12 protein-coding genes are annotated in these 17,209 nt (G+C 72.6%); 5 read left to right on the forward strand and 7 right to left on the reverse strand.

Annotation, left to right across the window (positions count from 1 at the left end; translation table 11 throughout):
• Positions 1 to 24 precede the first annotated feature (24 nt).
• The 4 genes from zwf to tkt all read right to left on the reverse strand — a co-directional run bounded on the left by zwf (position 25) and on the right by tkt (position 6,525).
• Positions 25 to 1,545, reverse strand: a complete 1,521-nt coding sequence (zwf, locus tag AAH991_RS28140; RefSeq protein ID WP_346228972.1) for a glucose-6-phosphate dehydrogenase — start codon at positions 1,543 to 1,545, stop codon at positions 25 to 27.
• 199 nt (positions 1,546 to 1,744) lie between these two features.
• On the reverse strand, positions 1,745 to 3,370 hold the full coding sequence (locus AAH991_RS28145) for a phosphoglucose isomerase-related protein (RefSeq protein ID WP_346228927.1): 1,626 nt from the start codon (positions 3,368 to 3,370) through the stop codon (positions 1,745 to 1,747).
• Between the two features lie 7 nt (positions 3,371 to 3,377).
• Positions 3,378 to 4,481 (reverse strand): transaldolase, encoded by a 1,104-nt coding sequence (tal, locus tag AAH991_RS28150; RefSeq protein ID WP_346228928.1) that lies wholly within the window; start codon positions 4,479 to 4,481, stop codon positions 3,378 to 3,380.
• A gap of 10 nt (positions 4,482 to 4,491) precedes the next feature.
• Positions 4,492 to 6,525 (reverse strand): transketolase, encoded by a 2,034-nt coding sequence (gene tkt / locus AAH991_RS28155; protein ID WP_428834044.1) that lies wholly within the window; start codon positions 6,523 to 6,525, stop codon positions 4,492 to 4,494.
• A gap of 320 nt (positions 6,526 to 6,845) precedes the next feature.
• On the opposite strand from tkt, the gene AAH991_RS28160 reads away from it, so the two are divergent.
• Positions 6,846 to 7,799 carry a heme o synthase gene (locus tag AAH991_RS28160; protein WP_428834040.1) on the forward strand — a complete coding sequence of 318 codons (954 nt, stop codon included), beginning with the start codon at positions 6,846 to 6,848 and terminating at the stop codon, positions 7,797 to 7,799.
• Between the two features lie 14 nt (positions 7,800 to 7,813).
• On the opposite strand, the gene AAH991_RS28165 is transcribed toward AAH991_RS28160, so the two are convergent.
• Positions 7,814 to 9,376 carry a N,N-dimethylformamidase beta subunit family domain-containing protein gene (locus AAH991_RS28165; protein ID WP_346228929.1) on the reverse strand — a complete coding sequence of 521 codons (1,563 nt, stop codon included), beginning with the start codon at positions 9,374 to 9,376 and terminating at the stop codon, positions 7,814 to 7,816.
• A gap of 137 nt (positions 9,377 to 9,513) precedes the next feature.
• Here AAH991_RS28165 and AAH991_RS28170 point away from each other — a divergent pair, with 137 nt between their 5' ends.
• Positions 9,514 to 10,863 (forward strand): PrsW family intramembrane metalloprotease, encoded by a 1,350-nt coding sequence (locus AAH991_RS28170; protein WP_346228930.1) that lies wholly within the window; start codon positions 9,514 to 9,516, stop codon positions 10,861 to 10,863.
• 22 nt (positions 10,864 to 10,885) lie between these two features.
• Here the strand turns inward: AAH991_RS28170 and AAH991_RS28175 are convergent, their stop codons facing one another.
• The gene (locus AAH991_RS28175; RefSeq protein WP_346228931.1) at positions 10,886 to 12,340 is read right to left on the reverse strand and encodes a carboxyl transferase domain-containing protein; all 1,455 of its coding nucleotides are present in this window, start codon (positions 12,338 to 12,340) and stop codon (positions 10,886 to 10,888) included.
• Between the two features lie 212 nt (positions 12,341 to 12,552).
• A complete protein-coding gene (locus AAH991_RS28180; RefSeq protein ID WP_346228932.1) occupies positions 12,553 to 13,200 on the reverse strand; it encodes a winged helix-turn-helix transcriptional regulator in 648 nt (215 codons plus the stop codon).
• Positions 13,201 to 13,357: 157 nt separating this feature from the next.
• On the opposite strand from AAH991_RS28180, the gene AAH991_RS28185 reads away from it, so the two are divergent.
• The 3 genes from AAH991_RS28185 to AAH991_RS28195 all read left to right on the forward strand — a co-directional run bounded on the left by AAH991_RS28185 (position 13,358) and on the right by AAH991_RS28195 (position 16,926).
• A complete protein-coding gene (locus AAH991_RS28185) occupies positions 13,358 to 14,191 on the forward strand; it encodes an alpha/beta hydrolase (protein ID WP_346228933.1) in 834 nt (277 codons plus the stop codon).
• Positions 14,192 to 14,412: 221 nt separating this feature from the next.
• Positions 14,413 to 15,639, forward strand: a complete 1,227-nt coding sequence (locus AAH991_RS28190) for a CaiB/BaiF CoA transferase family protein (protein WP_346228934.1) — start codon at positions 14,413 to 14,415, stop codon at positions 15,637 to 15,639.
• A gap of 216 nt (positions 15,640 to 15,855) precedes the next feature.
• Entirely contained in the window at positions 15,856 to 16,926 is a 1,071-nt protein-coding gene (locus AAH991_RS28195) for a lytic polysaccharide monooxygenase auxiliary activity family 9 protein (protein WP_346228935.1), read from the forward strand.
• The last annotated feature ends 283 nt before the right edge of the window (positions 16,927 to 17,209 follow it).

The raw sequence follows: 17,209 nt of genomic DNA on the forward strand, positions 1-17,209 counted from the left end.
AACGCGCCTCGCCGGAAGCCGCGCTCACAGCCGCCTCCAGGCGCGTCCGTCCCTGGCCAGCATCGCGTCGGCCGAGGCGGGCCCCCAGGAGCCGGACTCGTACCCCTCGGGCTTGCCCTCGGAGGCCCAGAACTCCTCGATCGGGTCGAGGATCTGCCACGACAGCTCCACCTCCCGCTGGTGCGGGAACAGCGGCGGATCGCCGATGAGCACGTCGAGCAGCAGCCGCTCGTACGCCTCGGGGGAGGACTCCATGAACGACTCGCCGTAGGCGAAGTCCATGTTGACGTCCCTGACCTCCATGGCCGTGCCCGGCACCTTGGAGCCGAAGCGCACCGTGATGCCCTCGTCCGGCTGCACGCGGATGACCAGTGCGTTGTGCCCGAGGATCTCGGTGTCGTCCTTGCTGAACGGCAGGTGCGGCGCCCGCTGGAAGACGACGGCCACCTCGGTCATCCGGCGGCTGAGCCGCTTGCCCGTCCGCAGGTAGAACGGCACGCCCGCCCACCGGCGGTTGGCCACCTCCAGCTTCACCGCGGCGTACGTCTCGGTCGCGGAGTCGGAGGAGATGCCCTGCTCCTCCAGGTAGCCGACGACCGGCTCGCCGCCCTGCCAGCCCCGCGTGTACTGGCCGCGGGCGGTGCCGGTGGCCAGGTCGGCGGGCAGCTTGACCGCCCGCAGGACCTTCTCCTTCTCCCGGCGCAGCGCGTCGGCGTCGAAGGACGTGGGGTCCTCCATCGCGACCAGCGCGAGGAGCTGGAGCAGGTGGTTCTGGATCACGTCACGGGCCGCGCCGATGCCGTCGTAGTAGCCGGCCCGGCCGCCGATGCCGATGTCCTCGGCCATCGTGATCTGGACGTGGTCGACGTAGCCGCGGTTCCAGATCGGCTCGTACAGCGTGTTGGCGAAACGGAGCGCCAGGATGTTCTGGACGGTCTCCTTGCCGAGGTAGTGGTCGATCCGGAAGACCGAGCTCTCCGGGAACACCGCGCTGGTGATCGCGTTGAGCTCCTGCGCGCTCTTCAGGTCGTGCCCGAACGGCTTCTCGATGACGACCCGGCGCCAGGAGCCCTCGGGCCCCTTGGCCAGGTTCGTCCGCTTGAGCTGCTCGATCACGAGCGGGAAGAACTTCGGCGGCACCGACAGGTAGAAGGCGTAGTTGCCGCCGGTGCCCCGGGTCTCGTCGATCTCCTTGAGCATCATGGCGAGCACGTCGAAGGCGCCGTCGTCGCCGAACTCGCCGGGGCAGAAGTGGATGCCCTCGCTGAGCTGCTTCCAGACCTCGTCGCGGAACGGCGTCCGCGCGTGCTCCTTGACCGCCTCGTACGTGACCTGGGCGAAGTCCTCGTGCGCCCAGTCGCGGCGGGCGAAGCCGACCAGGGAGAAGCCCGGGGGCAGCAGCCCCCGGTTCCCCAGGTCGTAGATCGCCGGCAGCAGCTTGCGCTTGGCGAGGTCACCCGTGACGCCGAACAGCACGAGCACGCACGGCCCGGCCACCCGGGGCAGGCGCCGGTCGCGCGGGTCGCGCAGCGGGTTGGCGGCCATGGTCAGCTCGGTCGTCCCCGTCGTGGCCGCCTGCGCGGCGGCCAGGACCGCCCGCTCGGCGGCCGTCAGGTCGTCCACGGCCGGCTGCGGCAGCTCGCCTCCCGCCTGCCGGGCGTCGTCGGCGGGGGCCTGCGGCTCCTGTTGCTCCGTCATGTGTCCTCCCTGCGGACGGGCCCTACGCCTGTAACGCATCGCATTTTCAGAGCTCCTCCGCCACGGAGAGCAGATGCCGGACGCCGGCGACGCGGTCGGTGAGGTGCAGGCGGACCGCCGGACGGCCGCGGGAGGTCAGGGCTCCCAGGTCGCCCAGCGCCTGCGCGAGCTGCAGCCTGCCCAGCGTGTACGGCTTGCCGGGGACCTCGACGTCGTCGGTCACGGCCCCGGTGACCTGCAGGAACACGCCGGCCTCCGGCCCGCCCTTGTGGTACTGGCCGGTGGAGTGCAGGAAACGCGGGCCCCAGCCGAACGTGACCGCGTGGTCGGTGCGGTAGTCGAGCAGTGCCCGCAAGGTGGCGACGTCGGCGCTCGCCCACGTCTCGGTCATCTCCTCGAAGGAGGCGTCGCCGACCACCGCGGCGTCGAACGCGGCCTCGCGGTCGAGGTACGCCATGATCGCCAGGTAGCCGCGCTCGGGGATCGCGCGCAGCAGCCAGGTGAGGACGTCGGCCAGGTTCTTCAGGTCGCCGGGCACGTCGCCGTACACCTCGACCGGGCCGTCGGTGAGCATCGGCGTGCCGGTCGGCAGCGGGCCGTCGCCGGCCTCCTGCAGGATCCTGGTGGTGTTCTCCTTCGACTCGGCGACGTTCGGCTGGTCGAACGGGTTGATCCCGAGCACCCGGCCGGCGATCGCCGTGGCGTACTCCCAGACGAGGAACTGCGCGCCGAGCGGGCCGTCGACGGTCGTGCCGCTGTCGGGGCCGATGGTGACGAGGAACTGGTCGCCGGCCTCGGCCGCCTCGGCGCCGACGACGGGCAGGATGCCCTTGCCCTCCTTGCCGGTCGACTCGGCGATGAGCTGCTCGATCCAGTCGGGCAGGCCGGTGATGTCGGAGGGCGCGTCGCGCAGGATGAGCTTGTCGCGCCCCTGCAGCGCCCGCGCGCCGAGCAGCGCGCCGAGCTCCAGGCCCGGGTTGCCCTCGTCCTGCGCGAGCAGCGGCGCCACCGCGGCGGCGTCGTCGAGCAGCTTGGCCACGTCGGCGCCCGCGAGGGCGCTCGGCACCAGGCCGAACGCGGTGAGCGCGCTGTAGCGGCCGCCCACGTTCGGGTCGGCCAGCACGACCGGGTATCCGGCCTCGATGGCCGTCCGCTCCAGCGGCGAGCCGGGGTCGGTGACGACCACGATCCGCTCGGCCGGGTCGATGCCCGCGTCCCGGAACGCCTGCTCGTAGACGCGCCGGTGGCTGTCGGTCTCGATCGTGCCGCCGCTCTTGCTCGCCACCACCACGATCGTGCGGTCGAGCCGGTCGGCGAGCGCGCGCCGGACCTGGTGCGGATCGGTGGTGTCGAGGACGGTCAGCGGCACGTCCTCGGTGGCGCAGATCACCTCGGGGGCGAGGGAGGAGCCGCCCATGCCGGCGAGCACCACGTGGTCAAGGCCCGCGGCGCGGGCCCGCTCCACCAGCGTGGCGATCTCCGGCAGCAGCTCCCGGCTGGCGCGGTGCAGGCCCAGCCAGCCCAGCCGGATCGCGGCCTCGGACTGCGCCTGCGGGCCCCACAGCGTGGAGTCGCCCGCGGCGAGGGCCGCGGGCACCCCCTCGGCCACGAGCTTGTCCTTGACCGCCTTGACGGCGTCCGCCTCGTCGCCGAGGGTCACCTCGATTGTCATCTGTAGCTCAGGCCTTCCGCAGCTCGCCGTCGACGGTCTCGAGAAGCTCGCTCCAGGACGTCTCGAACTTGTCGACGCCCTCCTCCTCCAGCGCGCGGACGACGTCGTCGTAGTCGATGCCGGCCTGCTTGAGCGAGGCCATGACGTCCCACGCCTGCTGGTAGAAGGGGCGGATGGTGTCGCCCGAGATCCGGCCGTGGTCGGCCGAGGCGTCCAGCGTCTTCTCCGGCATGGTGTTGACCACCCCGGCCGTGACCAGCTGCTCGACGTACAGCGTGTCGGGGAAGTCGGGGTTCTTCACGCCGGTGGAGGCCCACAGCGGGCGCTGCGGGTGCGCGCCGGCCGCGCGCAGCGCCTGCCAGCGCGGCGAGTTCATGACCTCCTCGTACGCGGCGTACGCCAGGCGGGCGTTGGCCACGGCGGCCTTGCCCTTCAGCTCGGCGGCCTCCGGCGTGCCGATCTTGTCGAGGCGCTTGTCGATCTCGGTGTCGACGCGGCTGACGAAGAACGACGCGACCGACTCGATCGTGGCCAGGTTGAGGCCGTTGGCCTTGGCCTTCTCGAGCCCGCTCAGCCAGGCGTCCATCACCTGGCGGTACCGCTCGAGCGAGAAGATCAGCGTGACGTTGACGCTGATGCCCTCGGAGATGGCCTGGGTGATCGCCGGCAGGCCCTCGACCGTCGCCGGGATCTTGATGTGCACGTTGGGCCGGTCGACCAGCCACCACAGCGCGCGGGCCTCGGCGATCGTCGCCTCGGTCTTGCGGGCCAGGCGCGGGTCCACCTCGATCGACACGCGGCCGTCGACGCCGCGGGTGGCGTCGAAGACCGGCCGCATCACGTCGGCCGCCCAGCGGATGTCGAACGTGGTGATCGCGCGGACGGCCTCCTCGACCGTCACCCCGCGGGTGGCGAGGTCGCGCAGCTGCGCGTCGTAGGCGTCGCCCTTGCTCAGGGCGGAGGCGAAGATCGTGGGGTTGGAGGTGACCCCGGTGACGTTCTTGTCGCGGATCAGGGCGGCGAGGTTGCCGGAGCGCAGCCGCTCCCGGCTGATGTCGTCGAGCCAGATGGAGACTCCGGCGTCGGTCAGCCGCTTCAGATTCTCATTCATCCTTCGTCCCTCAGTTTCCGGTCGTCTCGCCCTTGTCGGCGCCCGTCTTGGCCAGGCTGGCCTTGGCGGCGGCGACGACGCGGTCGGCGGTGAGGCCGAACTGCTCGTAGATCGTCTTGTACGGCGCGGAGGCGCCGAAGTGGTCGAGACCGAGCACCTCGCCCGCATCTCCCACGAACTCGCGCCAGCCGAACGTGATTCCCGCCTCGACGGCGACCCGGGCCTTGACGGCGGGGGGCAGCACGGTCTGCTTGTAGGCGGCGTCCTGCTCGCGGAACCACTCGACGCACGGCATCGAGACCACGCGGGTCGGGATGCCCTGCGACTCCAGGATCGTGCGGGCCTCGACGGCGAGCTGGACCTCGCTGCCGGTGCCGATGATCACGACGGCCGGCTGGCCGTTGGACGCGTCCTGCAGGACGTAGCCGCCCTTCGCGACGGCGTCCGGGTCGCCGGCGCCCTCCAGGGTGGGGACGTTCTGCCTCGTCAGGGCGAGGCCCGCCGGGCGGTCGTTGTGCTCCAGGACGGCCTTCCACGCGGCCGCCGTCTCGTTGGCGTCGGCCGGGCGGACGACGTCCAGGCCGGGGATCGCGCGCAGCGCCCACAGGTGCTCGACCGGCTGGTGGGTCGGGCCGTCCTCGCCGAGGCCGATCGAGTCGTGCGTCCAGACGTAGGTCACCGGCAGCTTCATCAGCGCGGCGAGGCGCACCGACGGCCGCATGTAGTCGCTGAACACCAGGAACGTGCCGCCGTAGGGACGGGTGCCGTTGTGCAGCGCGATGCCGTTGAGGATCGCGCCCATGCCGTGCTCGCGGATGCCGAAGTGGAGCGTCCGGCCGTACCGGTTGCCGGGGAACTCCTTGGTCTGGTACTCGTCCGGGATGAAGGACGGCTCGCCCTTCATCGTGGTGTTGTTGGACTCCGCCAGGTCGGCCGAGCCGCCCCACAGCTCCGGCAGCACCGGCGCGAGCGCGCTCAGCACCTCGCCGGACGCCTTGCGGGTGGCGACCTGCGAGCCGATCTCGAACGACGGCAGCGCCTTGTCCCAGCCCTCGGGCAGCTTGCGCTTGGAGATCCGGTCGAACAGCTCCGCCCGCTCGGGGTTGGCCTCGCGCCAGCTCTGGTAGCCCTTGTCCCACTCGGCGCGCAGGGCGCGGCCGCGCGCGACGACATCACGCGCATGGTCGAGCACGTCGGCGGGGACCACGAAGCTCTTGTCGGGGTCCATGCCGAGGACGCGCTTGGTCGCGGCGACCTCGTCGGCGCCCAGGGCCGAGCCGTGGATCTTGCCGGTGTTCTGCTTGTTCGGCGCCGGCCAGCCGATGATCGTGCGGAGCTTGATGAACGTCGGCCGCTCGGTCTCGGCGCGGGCCGCCTCCAGCGCGGCGTACAGCGCCTGGACGTCCTCCTTGTACTCCCCGGTGGCGGTCCAGTCGACCTCCAGGACGTGCCAGCCGTACGCCTCGTAGCGCTTGGCGATGTCCTCGGACAGGGCGATCTGCGTGTCGTCCTCGATGGAGATGTGGTTGGAGTCGAAGACCACGGCCAGGTTGCCGAGCTTCTGGTGACCCGCGAGGGCGCTGACCTCGTGGCTGATGCCCTCCTCGAGGTCGCCCTCCGAGGCGAAGCACCAGATCATGTGGTCGAACGGCGAGGCGCCGGGCGCGGCGTCCGGGTCGAACAGGCCACGCTCGCGGCGGGCCGCCATCGCCATGCCGACCGCGTTGCCGATGCCCTGGCCGAGGGGGCCGGTCGTGGTCTCCACCCCGGCCGTGTGGCCGTACTCGGGGTGCCCCGGGGTGAGGCTGTCCCACTGCCGGAGCGCCTTCAGGTCGTCCAAGGTCAGTCCGTAGCCGGACAGGTAGAGCTGGATGTAAAGCGTCAGGCTCGAATGCCCGCAGGAGAGGACGAACCTGTCCCGTCCCGCCCACTTGGGATCCGAGGGGTCGTGACGCAGGACCCGCTGGAAAAGAAGGTAGGCGGCGGGGGCGAGGCTCATCGCGGTGCCGGGGTGACCCGATCCCGCCTTCTCCACGGCGTCCATCGCCAGGGCCCGCACGACGTCGACCGCCTGCCGGTCGAGGTCACTCCACTCAAGGCTTGCGCTGCTCAACTGCTCGATCCCCTCTAGTTGTCGCGCCGTTCTGGCATTTCCCGCCCACAGGGGACCCTAACGGGTTCGGCGTAATACCGTTTGGTAGCCACCGCGGTAACGGCCCTTGCGGCCTCGGCCCCGATTGGGGGACCACCTGCGGTGGCGACTACAGTGATTGACCAAGTGCCGGCTGCTGCCCGGAGACAGGCTGCCCGGAGATCCGCCCTAATCAGAGGTTACGCGTTGACCCCGCACGTGTTGGAAGCGCCTTGACGGTCTTGACGAACAAGCAGACGGTGGCCCCCCTCGGGACCGCCGCGACGGCCACGGCCCCCCGCTCCACAGGGGCGCTCGTGAAGGCCTACGTGGCGCTCACCAAGCCCCGGATCATCGAGCTGCTGCTGATCACGACGCTGCCGGTCATGTTCCTCGCGGCGCATGGTCTGCCCGATCTGTGGACCGCCACCGCCACCATGGTGTTCGGCACCCTGTCGGCGGGCAGCGCGAACGTCCTGAACTGCTACATCGACCGGGACATCGACCGGACGATGCGGCGCACCCGCAGGCGTCCCCTCGCCAAACACGACGTGTCGCCGATGGGCGCGCTGGTCTTCGGTGTGATTCTCGGCACTCTTTCCACGCTCGGGCTCGCCCTCACGGTCAACGGCCTGGCCGCGGCGCTGTCGCTGGGCGCGATCCTGTTCTACGTCTTCGTGTATTCGCTGGTGCTCAAGCGGCGCACGTCGCAGAACATCGTGTGGGGCGGCATCGCCGGCTGCATGCCGGTGCTGATCGGCTGGGCCGGCATCACCGGCGGGCTGTCGTGGGCCCCGGTCGTGCTGTTCGGCGTCGTGTTCTTCTGGACGCCGCCGCACACCTGGACGCTCGCCATGCGCTACCGCGAGGACTACGCGGCGGCCGAGGTGCCCATGCTCCCGGTGGTCGCCACCGAGCGCCGGGTCGTCCAGCAGGTGGTCGCCTACACCTGGGCCACCGTGCTGTGCTCGCTGCTGCTGTGGCCGGTCGCCGGCACCTCCCTGCTCTACCCCGCCGCCGCGCTCGTGCTCGGCGTGGTGTGCCTCGTGGAGGTCCACCGCCTGCTCGGGCGGGTGAACGCCGGCAAGACCGGCGTCGACCTGCGCCCGATGCGCTTCTTCCACTGGTCGAACATCTACCTGGCGCTGCTGTTCCTCGCCGTCGCGATCGACTCCCTGCTCGTCTGAACCGCCGCGGGTGGTCAGCGGCGGTAGGTCCTCCGTACGTTGTCGTCGGGGGCGGGCCTGCGCTCGGCCGCCGGCCCCTCCGCGAAGCCCTTCAGCAGGTTGGTCGTCGCGGTGGTGACGAAGGCGCGCGTACGCGCGTCGATCCCATGCGCTCGCGGCAGGTCGCGAGTGCGCGCCATGAGCGTCTCGGCCCACCGCATGGTCCCCGTGGCGAACACCCCGGCCCCGCTCGGCGCCGTGTAGTAGGCGGCGTCGGCGAAGCTGGGCCGGCCCACGCAGGTCACCGGCGAGTGGGCGAGGATCTGCAGCGGCCTGGGGGTCGGCACGTCCGTGTTCACCCGGTCGTACTCCACGCCCACCAGGTGCGGGAACGCGTCGCCGCGGCGCACGCCGGTGCCCTCGAAGATCCAGTGGCGGGGCTCGTGCACCACGAACGGCGCGTCCACGGGATACCCGTCGTAGTAGACCCCGATGAGGGACGACTCGGGGTCGGCCTTCGGCGCCGCCCGGAAGTCGGTCGTCGCCAGCGACGGGCGCGTGCGGACCAGCGGGTCGCGGTCCACCGCGGTCTTGTAGCAGACCACCGTCCTGCCGTCCTCCTCCAGCCGGACGCGGCGGTAGCAGGTGTTGGCGCCCAGGAAGGCGAGGTTGGCGCCCGCGTCGCGGGCCTCGGTCACGGTGCGGCGCATCCCGGGCGTCCAGTACTCGTCGTGCCCGAGGAAGATCACCGCCGACGCGCCGGCGAGCACGTCGTCGCCGGCCTCCAGGTCGCCGCCCGTCGTGTACGCCAGGGGAAGGCCGAGCCGTTCGGCCAGCGCCACCACCGGCCGCTCGTGGATGAGGAACTTCTCCATCCCGGTGCGGTCGTAGGGGCGGTCGAAGCTGACCGCGAGCGAGCGGCTCTCGTAGCGGCCGTCCTCGCCGTAATAGAGGCTGTAGCCGCCCCACCGGTTGTACGCCTGCCAGGTGGGGGTGGCGTGGACCAGCACCGTGCGCCCGGACCCGGAGGCCGAGCGCACGACCAGCGGCACGTACCGCTGGTGGCCGCGCTCGGTGTCGAGGCGCAGCAGGTAGGCCCCCTCCGGCCAGCCTTCCGTGGACACGGTGAGGGATCGCCGCCACCCCGCGCGTACGGTGCGGGTGTCGCCGGTGAGCCGTCCGCGCCCCTGGTCGCGGCCCCTCATCCACCCCGAGCGCCACACCCGGCGGGCGAGCGTGCCGCCGTACCAGCCCATCCGGTACGCCGTGACCCGGTAGCGGCCATCGGTGGTGGAGACGTGCAGCCCGAACGACTCCCCGGGCAGCACGCTCGCCCGGTCGCCGTAGCCCTCGATCGCCTCGTCGGGCCCGCGCCCGCGCACCCGCCAGTCCGGATCGCCGGGCAGCAGCCGTTCCGGCGCCGGCCTTGCGGGCGACGGCGTTGGGGTGGCGGAGGGCGACGGGGAGGCGGGAGCGGAGGCGTCCCGGGACCCGGGCGCGCACGCGGCGACCGAGCCGGCGACCGAGCCGACGGCCGCGGCGCACGCGACGCGGAGAAAACCGCGTCGTCCGAGCCCGTCACGTGGTGCGACATCCATGATCGCCCATTGTGCCGGTAATCGGCCCGTGTTCCGGACGACCGGCCCGGCGCGCCAGACGATCGGCGGACGCAATCCACGGGATCTTTTGGGGCCGGAGGAGGACCACGGCGGGCCCGGTCGGTTACAGTCGCACAGTGGCAGGCCTCGACCCCCGCGCCGTTCTCAGGGAGCGTCCGTCCATCGGCCTCATCGTGGGTCTGGTCGTCGCCGGGATCTGCGCCCTGGTGTCGTTCTCCTTCGACATCATCAACGGCGAGCCGGTCCAGTTCTTCATCGCGCTCGGGCTCGCCGTGGCTCCCGTGCCGCTGCTGCTCGCGGGCGTGCTCGCCCTCGACCGGATGGAACCGGAGCCCCGCACCAACCTGATATTCGCGTTCGCCTGGGGCGCCGGCATCGCCGTCCTGCTCGCCGGCGTGCTCAACTCGCTCAACCTCGTCTATGTGGCCCACCAGCTCGGGGACATGACCAACGCCCGCAATCTGGTCGCCACGTTCGGCGCCCCGCCGGTGGAGGAGACGGCCAAGGGGCTGGTCCTGCTCGGGCTGCTGTGGTTCCGGCGGCAGGAGCTGGACGGACCCACCGACGGGATCATCTACGCCAGCATGGTCGGGCTCGGCTTCGCCATGTCGGAGAACGTCAGCTACTACCTCGCCGCGCTGGAGGAGAACGGGGCGCAGGGGCTGGCCGCCACACTCGTGCTGCGGGCCGTGCTGTCGCCGTTCGCCCATCCGCTGTTCACCTCCCTGATCGGGATCGCGGTCGCGTACGCCGCCCAGCGCGGGGGCGCGGTGGGGGTCGTCGTGATCGTCGTCGGGTGGATCGGCGCGATGCTGTTGCACGGCCTCTGGAACGGCTTCGCCTCCTTCGGCGGCCTCGGCGGGCTCGCCATCGCCTACCTGCTGCTGATGATGCTGCTCATCGTCGAGCTCGTCGTGATCTTCCGGGACAGGCGGCGGATCGTCGGGCTGATCCAGCACTACCTGCCGCCGTACGAACGCAACGGGCTGATCAACCAGGCCGACATCTTCATGCTGTCGTCCCTGCGCCGCCGGCGGCAGGCCAGGGCGTGGGCCAAGGCCCACGGCGGCAGAGCCGGGGCGCGGGCCATGATCGACTACCAGATCGCCTCGACCGAGCTCGGGCTGCTGCACGCCCGCGCTGCCCGGGGCGGGGTGGACGAGCAGACCTTCCGCGCCCAGCAGCGGTCGCTCGCGGACCTGATGGCGTACACCCGGCTGTCGTTCCCGCTGCCGGAGCGCCACCAGGCGAGCGCCGCACGAGGGGTGCCGCCGCCGGGGTACGCTCCGGGCGCCCCGCCACCCGGCCAATGGCCGGGCGGCGGCCCCGCCGTGCCGCCCTGGTATCGGCAGCGCCCGGGTGAGCCGGGCCACGGCCCCTTGCAGGGCCCGCCGCCCCCCGGCCACGGGCGGCGCCCGCAGGCGCCTCCGCAGAACGGGCCGCAGGGCCCGGAGTGGGGGAACTGACGGCGGCGTCCCCGGAGGTCTCTCACTCCGTGGCGTGGCGCTGGCTCTCGATCTGACGCAGGCACTCGTCGGCGACGCGACGGGCGAACCCGGCCGGGTCGACATGGGCGGGCACCGGCTCCGGCACGACGGCGTGCACGACGCCCTCGGCGAGCAGGTCGGCCGCGCGCACCCGCTGCCGGCGGGCGACCTGGGGCGCGAGCCCGGGGCCGCCGTGCAGGATCGCGCTGGCGCCCTCCGGCGGCAGAGGGGACAACCACGCGTTGCCGGCCGCGATCACCCGGCGGGACGGCAGCAGGGCCAGCGCGCCACCGCCGCTGCCCTCGCCCAGCAGCACCGAGACGGTGGGGACGGTGAGCTCCACCATCTCGGCCAGGCAGCGGGCGATCTCCCCGGCCAGGGCGCCCTCCTCGGCGGCGGCGGACAGGTCCGCCCCGGGGGTGTCGATGACGCAGATCAGCGGCAGGCGCAGCTCCTGGGCGAGGCGCATGCCGCGCCGGGCGCCGCGCAGCGCGGCCGGGCCCAGGGGACGGTGCTGGGACTGGGTGCGCCGATCCTGCCCGACGAGCACGCAGGGAGTGCCGGAGAACGAGGTGAGCGCCAGCAGGAGCGCGTCGTCGGTCTCCCCGGATTGGGTGCCGTGCAGCGGCAGGACGTCGTCGGCGGCGTGACGCAGCAGCTCCCGTACGCCGGGCCGGTCGGGCCGGCGGGTGAGGATGATCGAGGACCAGGCGTCGCCTCCGGCGTCCGCCGCGCTCGTCCGCGCCGGCGTCTCTCGCGGCGGCGCCGGCGCGGCGGGACGCCGTGCCCCGGAGAGAAGGGCGAGCGCGCGGGCGGCCACGCCGGCCAGCTCCCCCGTGGGGACGACGGCGTCGAGGATTCCCTTGGCGACGAGGTTCTCGGCCACCTGGACGCCCTCGGGGAACGGCTCCCCGCGCAGGGTCTGGTAGACGAGCGGGCCGAGGAAGCCGATGAGCGCGCCGGGCTCGGCGACCGCGACGTGCCCGAGCGACCCCCAGGAGGCGAACACGCCGCCGGTCGTGGGATGGCGCAGGTAGACGAGGTAGGGCAGGCCGGCGGTCTTGTGCGCCACCACCGCCCGGCTGATTTCGATCATACGGACGAACGCCGGCGTGCCCTCCTGCATGCGGGTGCCGCCCGAGGCCGGCGCGGCGATCAGCGGCAGCCGTTCGCGGGTCGCCCGCCGTACGGCGGCGACGACGCGCTCCGCCGTGGCCACTCCGATGGAGCCGCCGAGGAAGCCGAACTCGCTGACGACGAGCGCGGCCGCGTGCCCGCGGATCAGCGCCCGGCCGGTGAGCACGGCCTCGTCGGTACCGGCCTTCGTCTCCGCCCGCTCCAGCGCGGCGCGGTAGCCGGCGTCGTATCCGGTGCGGTCGATCGGCTCGTCCCAGGAGCGGAAGGTGCCGGGGTCGACCGTGGCGTCGATCAGCGCGCGGGCGCCCAGCCGGGTCATGCGCCGCGCCCGCGGACGTCGTCGCAGGCGACCGGGTCGCGCACCGTGCCGAGGCGTCCGGCCCGGACCGGGCCGCCGTCCCGGCGGGTTCCCACGATTGTCATCGGTCGGCTCCTTCAGCCCGCAATGTCGCCAATCGCACCACACCATCCTGCGTACCCCGCGCGGCGCAGGTCCCGGCGTGGCCCGTTCTCCCGCTGCGCGCGGGAGGGTCAGAAGCGGAACATCTCGACGAACCGGTGGAGGAGCGCGGGGTCGCCCTCCACCCCCACGCTGCCGTCGGCCAGTGCCTGCGCGGGAGTCTTGGCACCGGTCATCAACGCGTGCACACCCTGGTCGCCGCGCCTCTCGACGACGAGGTCCGGAGCCGGGTGCGGGCCGACGCCGACCGTCAGGGCGCCGTCGGTGACCTGCAGGCGGAGGGTGAAGTCGCCCATCCGGACCTCGTAGCCGACGGTCGTGCCGCGGGCCGCTTCCGGCCGGAAGGTGGTGCGGAAGGCCATGGCCACCGACTCCGGGGTGATGGCTTCGCCGGGGCGGGGCGTGGTCATCGTCCGGGCGCCCCAGCGGCCCAGCGCGACCAGCGCCGGTTCGAGTTCGCGTCCGTATCCGGTGAGCTCGTACACGACGGCGCGTTCGGGATGCGGCAACGCGCGGCGCACGACCAGTCCCGCCTCTTCGAGTTGTTTGAGGCGGGCAGACAGGATGTTGGTCGGGATGGCGGACAGGCCCTTGCGCAGGTCGGTGTAGCGCTGGGGTCCGGAGAGCAGGTTGCGGACGATCAGCAGGGTCCAGCGTTCCCCGACCATCTCCATCGCGCGGGCCAGCCCGCAGAACTGCCCGTACTCACGAACGGTCATGCTGCAGATCCTACTTCATGCTTCGATTGACAAAGTCTGCTTGCAAAAGACAAGCTTGCTTCTTGTTCGGCCACGAGGCCGTTCAACAGAGGCGGACACGCTCGACCTGACTACCGGCCGCCCCTCTGACCCCCGCGCGACAAGAACGGAAACACCGATGAACGACGTCGAGATCAGGACGCTCCAGGTGCCCGGGGCACGCCTGCACTACGAGGTCCGGGGGACCGGACCGCTGCTGCTGATGATTCCCGGCGCACCCGCCGACGCCGGGGCGCTGGCCGGGCTCGCCGCGAGCCTGGCCGACCGCTACACCGTCGTCACCTACGACCAGCGCGGCCTGTCCCGCAGCCCTCTCACGGGACCGCCCGCCGACCAGGACGTCGCGGTCTTCGGCGAGGACGCCTACCTCCTGCTGGCCGCCCTGGGCGACGAGCCGGCCAACGTGCTGGGCAACAGCGGCGGCGCGCTCACCGCCCTGGACCTGGCGGCCCGCCACCCCGGACGGGTGCGTGCCCTGGTCGTGCACGAGCCGCCGATCCCCGAGCTGCTGCCCGGCCGCGAACACTGGCGGGCAAGGTTCCAGGACGTGTACGACACCTACCGCGACCAGGGCGTGGGCCCGGCGATGCAGAAGTTCGTCTCCACCGTCCAAGGAGAAGGCGGCACGCCGCCCGCGATGCCCGATTTCGCCCAGATGCCGCCCGAGGCGCTGGAGATGATGGGCCGCATCCAGGGCAACCTCGGCTACTTCCTCGCCCACGTGCTGCTGCCCGTGCTGCGCTTCGAGCCCGACGTCGCCGCGCTGCGCTCCGGCCCCGCGCCGATCGCCGTGGGCGTCGGGCAGGCCTCGGGCGGCGGCGTTCCCGCCGCGTCCGCCAGGGTGCTCGCCGAGCGGCTCGGCGTCGAACCGCTCGTCTTCCCCGGTGACCACCAGGGCCTGGCGCTCGACGTCGCCACCTGCGCCGAGATCGTCCACAAAGCCCTCGGCTGACCCCGCCGGCGGGCCGGGTGGCGCGAGCGTCCGCGCCGCCCCGGCTCCGCGTCCGGCCGCCCCGACTCCGCGTCGGCGTCCGCCGCCGTAGGCTGACGTCGTCGTGGAGAGGCCGCACGCGCCGGTCGGTGCCGGGGCGTGCGGACGTCCCACGCCCGCTGCCCCACCCAGCTCGCCCGGGGACGAAGGCGGCCCCGGCTGACGCAAGGATCGGAGTCACCGTGTCCGGACCGCTCGACGGAGTGCTCGTCGTCGACCTGACCCGCGCCCTCGCCGGGCCGCACGCCGCGATGATGCTGGGCGACCTCGGCGCCCGCGTCATCAAGGTGGAGAACCCCGGTGGCGGGGACGACACCCGCGGCTGGGGGCCGCCTTTCGTGCAGCCCGAGACCGGCGACCGCGAGTCGACCTACTTCCTGTCGGCCAACCGCAACAAGGAGTCGATCGCCCTCGACCTCAAGGACGACGCCGACCGGGAGGTGCTCACGGACCTGCTGCGCCGCGCCGACGTGCTGCTGGAGAACTTCCGGCCCGGCACGCTGACCCGGCTCGGGTTCGGCACCGACGTCCTGGCCGAGCTGAACCCCCGGCTGATCACGCTGTCGATCAGCGGCTTCGGGCACGACGGACCGGAGGGCGGCCGGGCGGGCTACGACCAGATCGCCCAGGGCGAGGCCGGGCTGATGTCCCTGACCGGGCCGGGGCCGGACGACCCGCAGCGCGTCGGCGTCCCGATCGGCGACCTGCTGGCCGGCATGTACGGCGCCTACGGCGTGCTGGCCGCGCTGTTCGAGAGGGAACGCACCGGACGCGGCCAGGTGGTGCGCACCTCGCTGCTCGCGGCGATCGTCGGCGTGCACGCCTTCCAGGGGACGGCGTGGACGGTCGCCGGCCAGGTCGGGCGGCCGCAGGGCAACCACCACCCGTCGATCGCGCCGTACGGGCTGTTCCGCTGCAAGGACGGGTCGGTGCAGCTGTCGTGCGGCAGCGAGTCGCTGTGGCGCCGGCTCTGCGGCGAGTTCGGCCTGGACCCCGAGGCGCCGGGAATGGCGACCAACGGCGACCGCGTGGGCAACCGGCGGCGGGTGATCGAGCTGATCGAGGACGCCTTCGCGGAGCATCCCGCCGAGGAACTGCTGGCCCGGCTGGCCGCGGCGGGCATCCCGGCCGGCAAGGTGCGCACGATCGACGAGGTCTACACGTGGGAGCAGACCCTGTCACAGGGGCTGCTCGTCGACGTCGAGCACGCCACCCTCGGCCGGCTGCGACTGCCCGGCCCGCCGCTGCGCTTCTTCACCCCCGGCCCGGACGGCGAGACCGAGACCACCCGCCGCGAGCACGCCGCGCCGCCCGTGCTCGACGCCGACGGAGCGGCGATCCGCGCCGAGGTGGCCCGGGACGCCGACGGCGCCCCCCGGCGGAGCCGGACGGGCGCACCCGGCGCCTGAACGGGCGCCCGGGCCGTACGGCCTGTCCGGCTCTTGGCCCGGGCGGCCCGCGCGTGCTTCAATCACTGTGCGCGGTGGCCACTTGATGGGTGGGCTCCAGGAGGGCGTGCGGCGATGCCGCATGCGTTCTTCTCGTACGACAGCCCCTGACGGCGCGACCTTCCCCGGAAGGCGTGCCCGCCCATCATGAGGAGAACTTCAGTGCAATCCCCGCGTTTGAGATCGCTGTCCCTGAGATCCGGGCGCAAACTCGCCGTGCTCGCCGCGGTGGCGGCCGTGCTCGCCGGCGTCGTCGCGGTCCTGACGCAGACCGCGGCCGAGGCGCACGGCGCCCTGCAGGCCCCGGCGAGCCGCACGTACGCGTGTTACACCGACGGCCTCACCGGGGGCCAGATCATCCCCAACAACCCCGCCTGCAAGGACGCCGTGGCGGCCGGCGGCACCCAGCCCCTCTACGACTGGTACGGCGTGCTCCGCTCCGACGGGGGCGGCCGCACCCGGGGCTTCATCCCCGACGGACAGCTGTGCAGCGGCGGTTTCAGCAAGTACGCCGCCTACGACGCGCCGAGAACCGACTGGCCGACCACCACGCTGAAGGCGAACAGCACCTACAACTTCGTCTACGGGGCGTGGGTGCCGCACCCCGGCGGCTTCAAGCTCTACGTCACCAAGGACGGCTGGAACCCGGCCAAGCCGCTGACGTGGGCGGACATGGAGGAGCAGCCGTTCCTCACGGTCGACCCCGAACCCGCGGTCAGCAACGGCGCCTACCGCTTCTCCGGCAAGCTGCCCGACAAGAGCGGCCGGCACATCATCTACGCGGTCTGGTACCGGTCCGACAGCCAGGAGACCTTCTACGGCTGCTCGGACGTGAACTTCCTCCGCGACGGCGCCTCGCCCAGCCCCTCGCCGAGCCCGTCGCCGAGCCCCACGCCCGCCACGAACGACCCGTCGCCGACCCCCTCGCCCTCCCCGACGCCGCCGGGGAACCCGGCGTGCACGGCCACGGTGAAGCTGACCAACACCTGGCAGGGCGGCTTCCAGGGCGAGGTCACGATCAAGAACACCGGGACGAGTCCGCTCAACGACTGGTACGTCCAGTGGGCGATGCCGCTGGGCACGACGCTCACGCAGGCGTGGAACGGCACGTCCATGCAGAGCGGGCCGTTCATGATGATCCACGCGCCGGAGTGGAACAAGACGCTGGCCCCCGGAGCCTCGGCCACGGCCGGGTTCCTCGGCAGCGGCTCGGCCTCCCCGTCGATCAGCGACATCACCTGCGGCTGACCGCTTCCCGCGACGCCGGGCGGACGGGCGCCGCCTGATCCGCCCGGCACTCAGCCGGGGGCTTCGCGCCCGCGCCGGGTGCCGGGGGCTCTGCGCCCGCGCCGGGTGCAGGGGGCTCTGCGCCCGCGCCGGGTGCCGGGGATGACGCCCGGGGAGGCCGTCGCGGCGGCTCCCCGGGCGTTGCGCGATGGGTGGGCGGAGGAGGATCCGCCTCTCGTACCCGCGGTGCGATAGCCACTGTGGGTGTGGCCTCACCTCCCTGGGGATGGTGGGAGCGCTCCCA

It is taken from the genome of Microbispora sp. ZYX-F-249 (assembly GCF_039649665.1).
GTDB lineage: Bacteria > Actinomycetota > Actinomycetes > Streptosporangiales > Streptosporangiaceae > Microbispora > Microbispora maris.

Excerpts from the sequence above, each read along its gene's own strand:
- AAH991_RS28180 (WP_346228932.1), bottom strand. The coding sequence starts at position 13,200 with ATGACCGTTCGTGAGTACGGGCAGTTCTGCGGGCTGGCCCGCGCGATG.
- tal (WP_346228928.1), bottom strand. The coding sequence starts at position 4,481 with ATGAATGAGAATCTGAAGCGGCTGACCGACGCCGGAGTCTCCATCTGG.
- AAH991_RS28185 (WP_346228933.1), top strand. The coding sequence starts at position 13,358 with ATGAACGACGTCGAGATCAGGACGCTCCAGGTGCCCGGGGCACGCCTG.
- zwf (WP_346228972.1), bottom strand. The coding sequence starts at position 1,545 with ATGGCCGCCAACCCGCTGCGCGACCCGCGCGACCGGCGCCTGCCCCGG.
- AAH991_RS28145 (WP_346228927.1), bottom strand. The coding sequence starts at position 3,370 with ATGACAATCGAGGTGACCCTCGGCGACGAGGCGGACGCCGTCAAGGCG.
- AAH991_RS28165 (WP_346228929.1), bottom strand. The coding sequence starts at position 9,376 with ATGGATGTCGCACCACGTGACGGGCTCGGACGACGCGGTTTTCTCCGC.
- tkt (WP_428834044.1), bottom strand. The coding sequence starts at position 6,525 with ATGGACGCCGTGGAGAAGGCGGGATCGGGTCACCCCGGCACCGCGATG.
- AAH991_RS28175 (WP_346228931.1), bottom strand. The coding sequence starts at position 12,340 with ATGACCCGGCTGGGCGCCCGCGCGCTGATCGACGCCACGGTCGACCCC.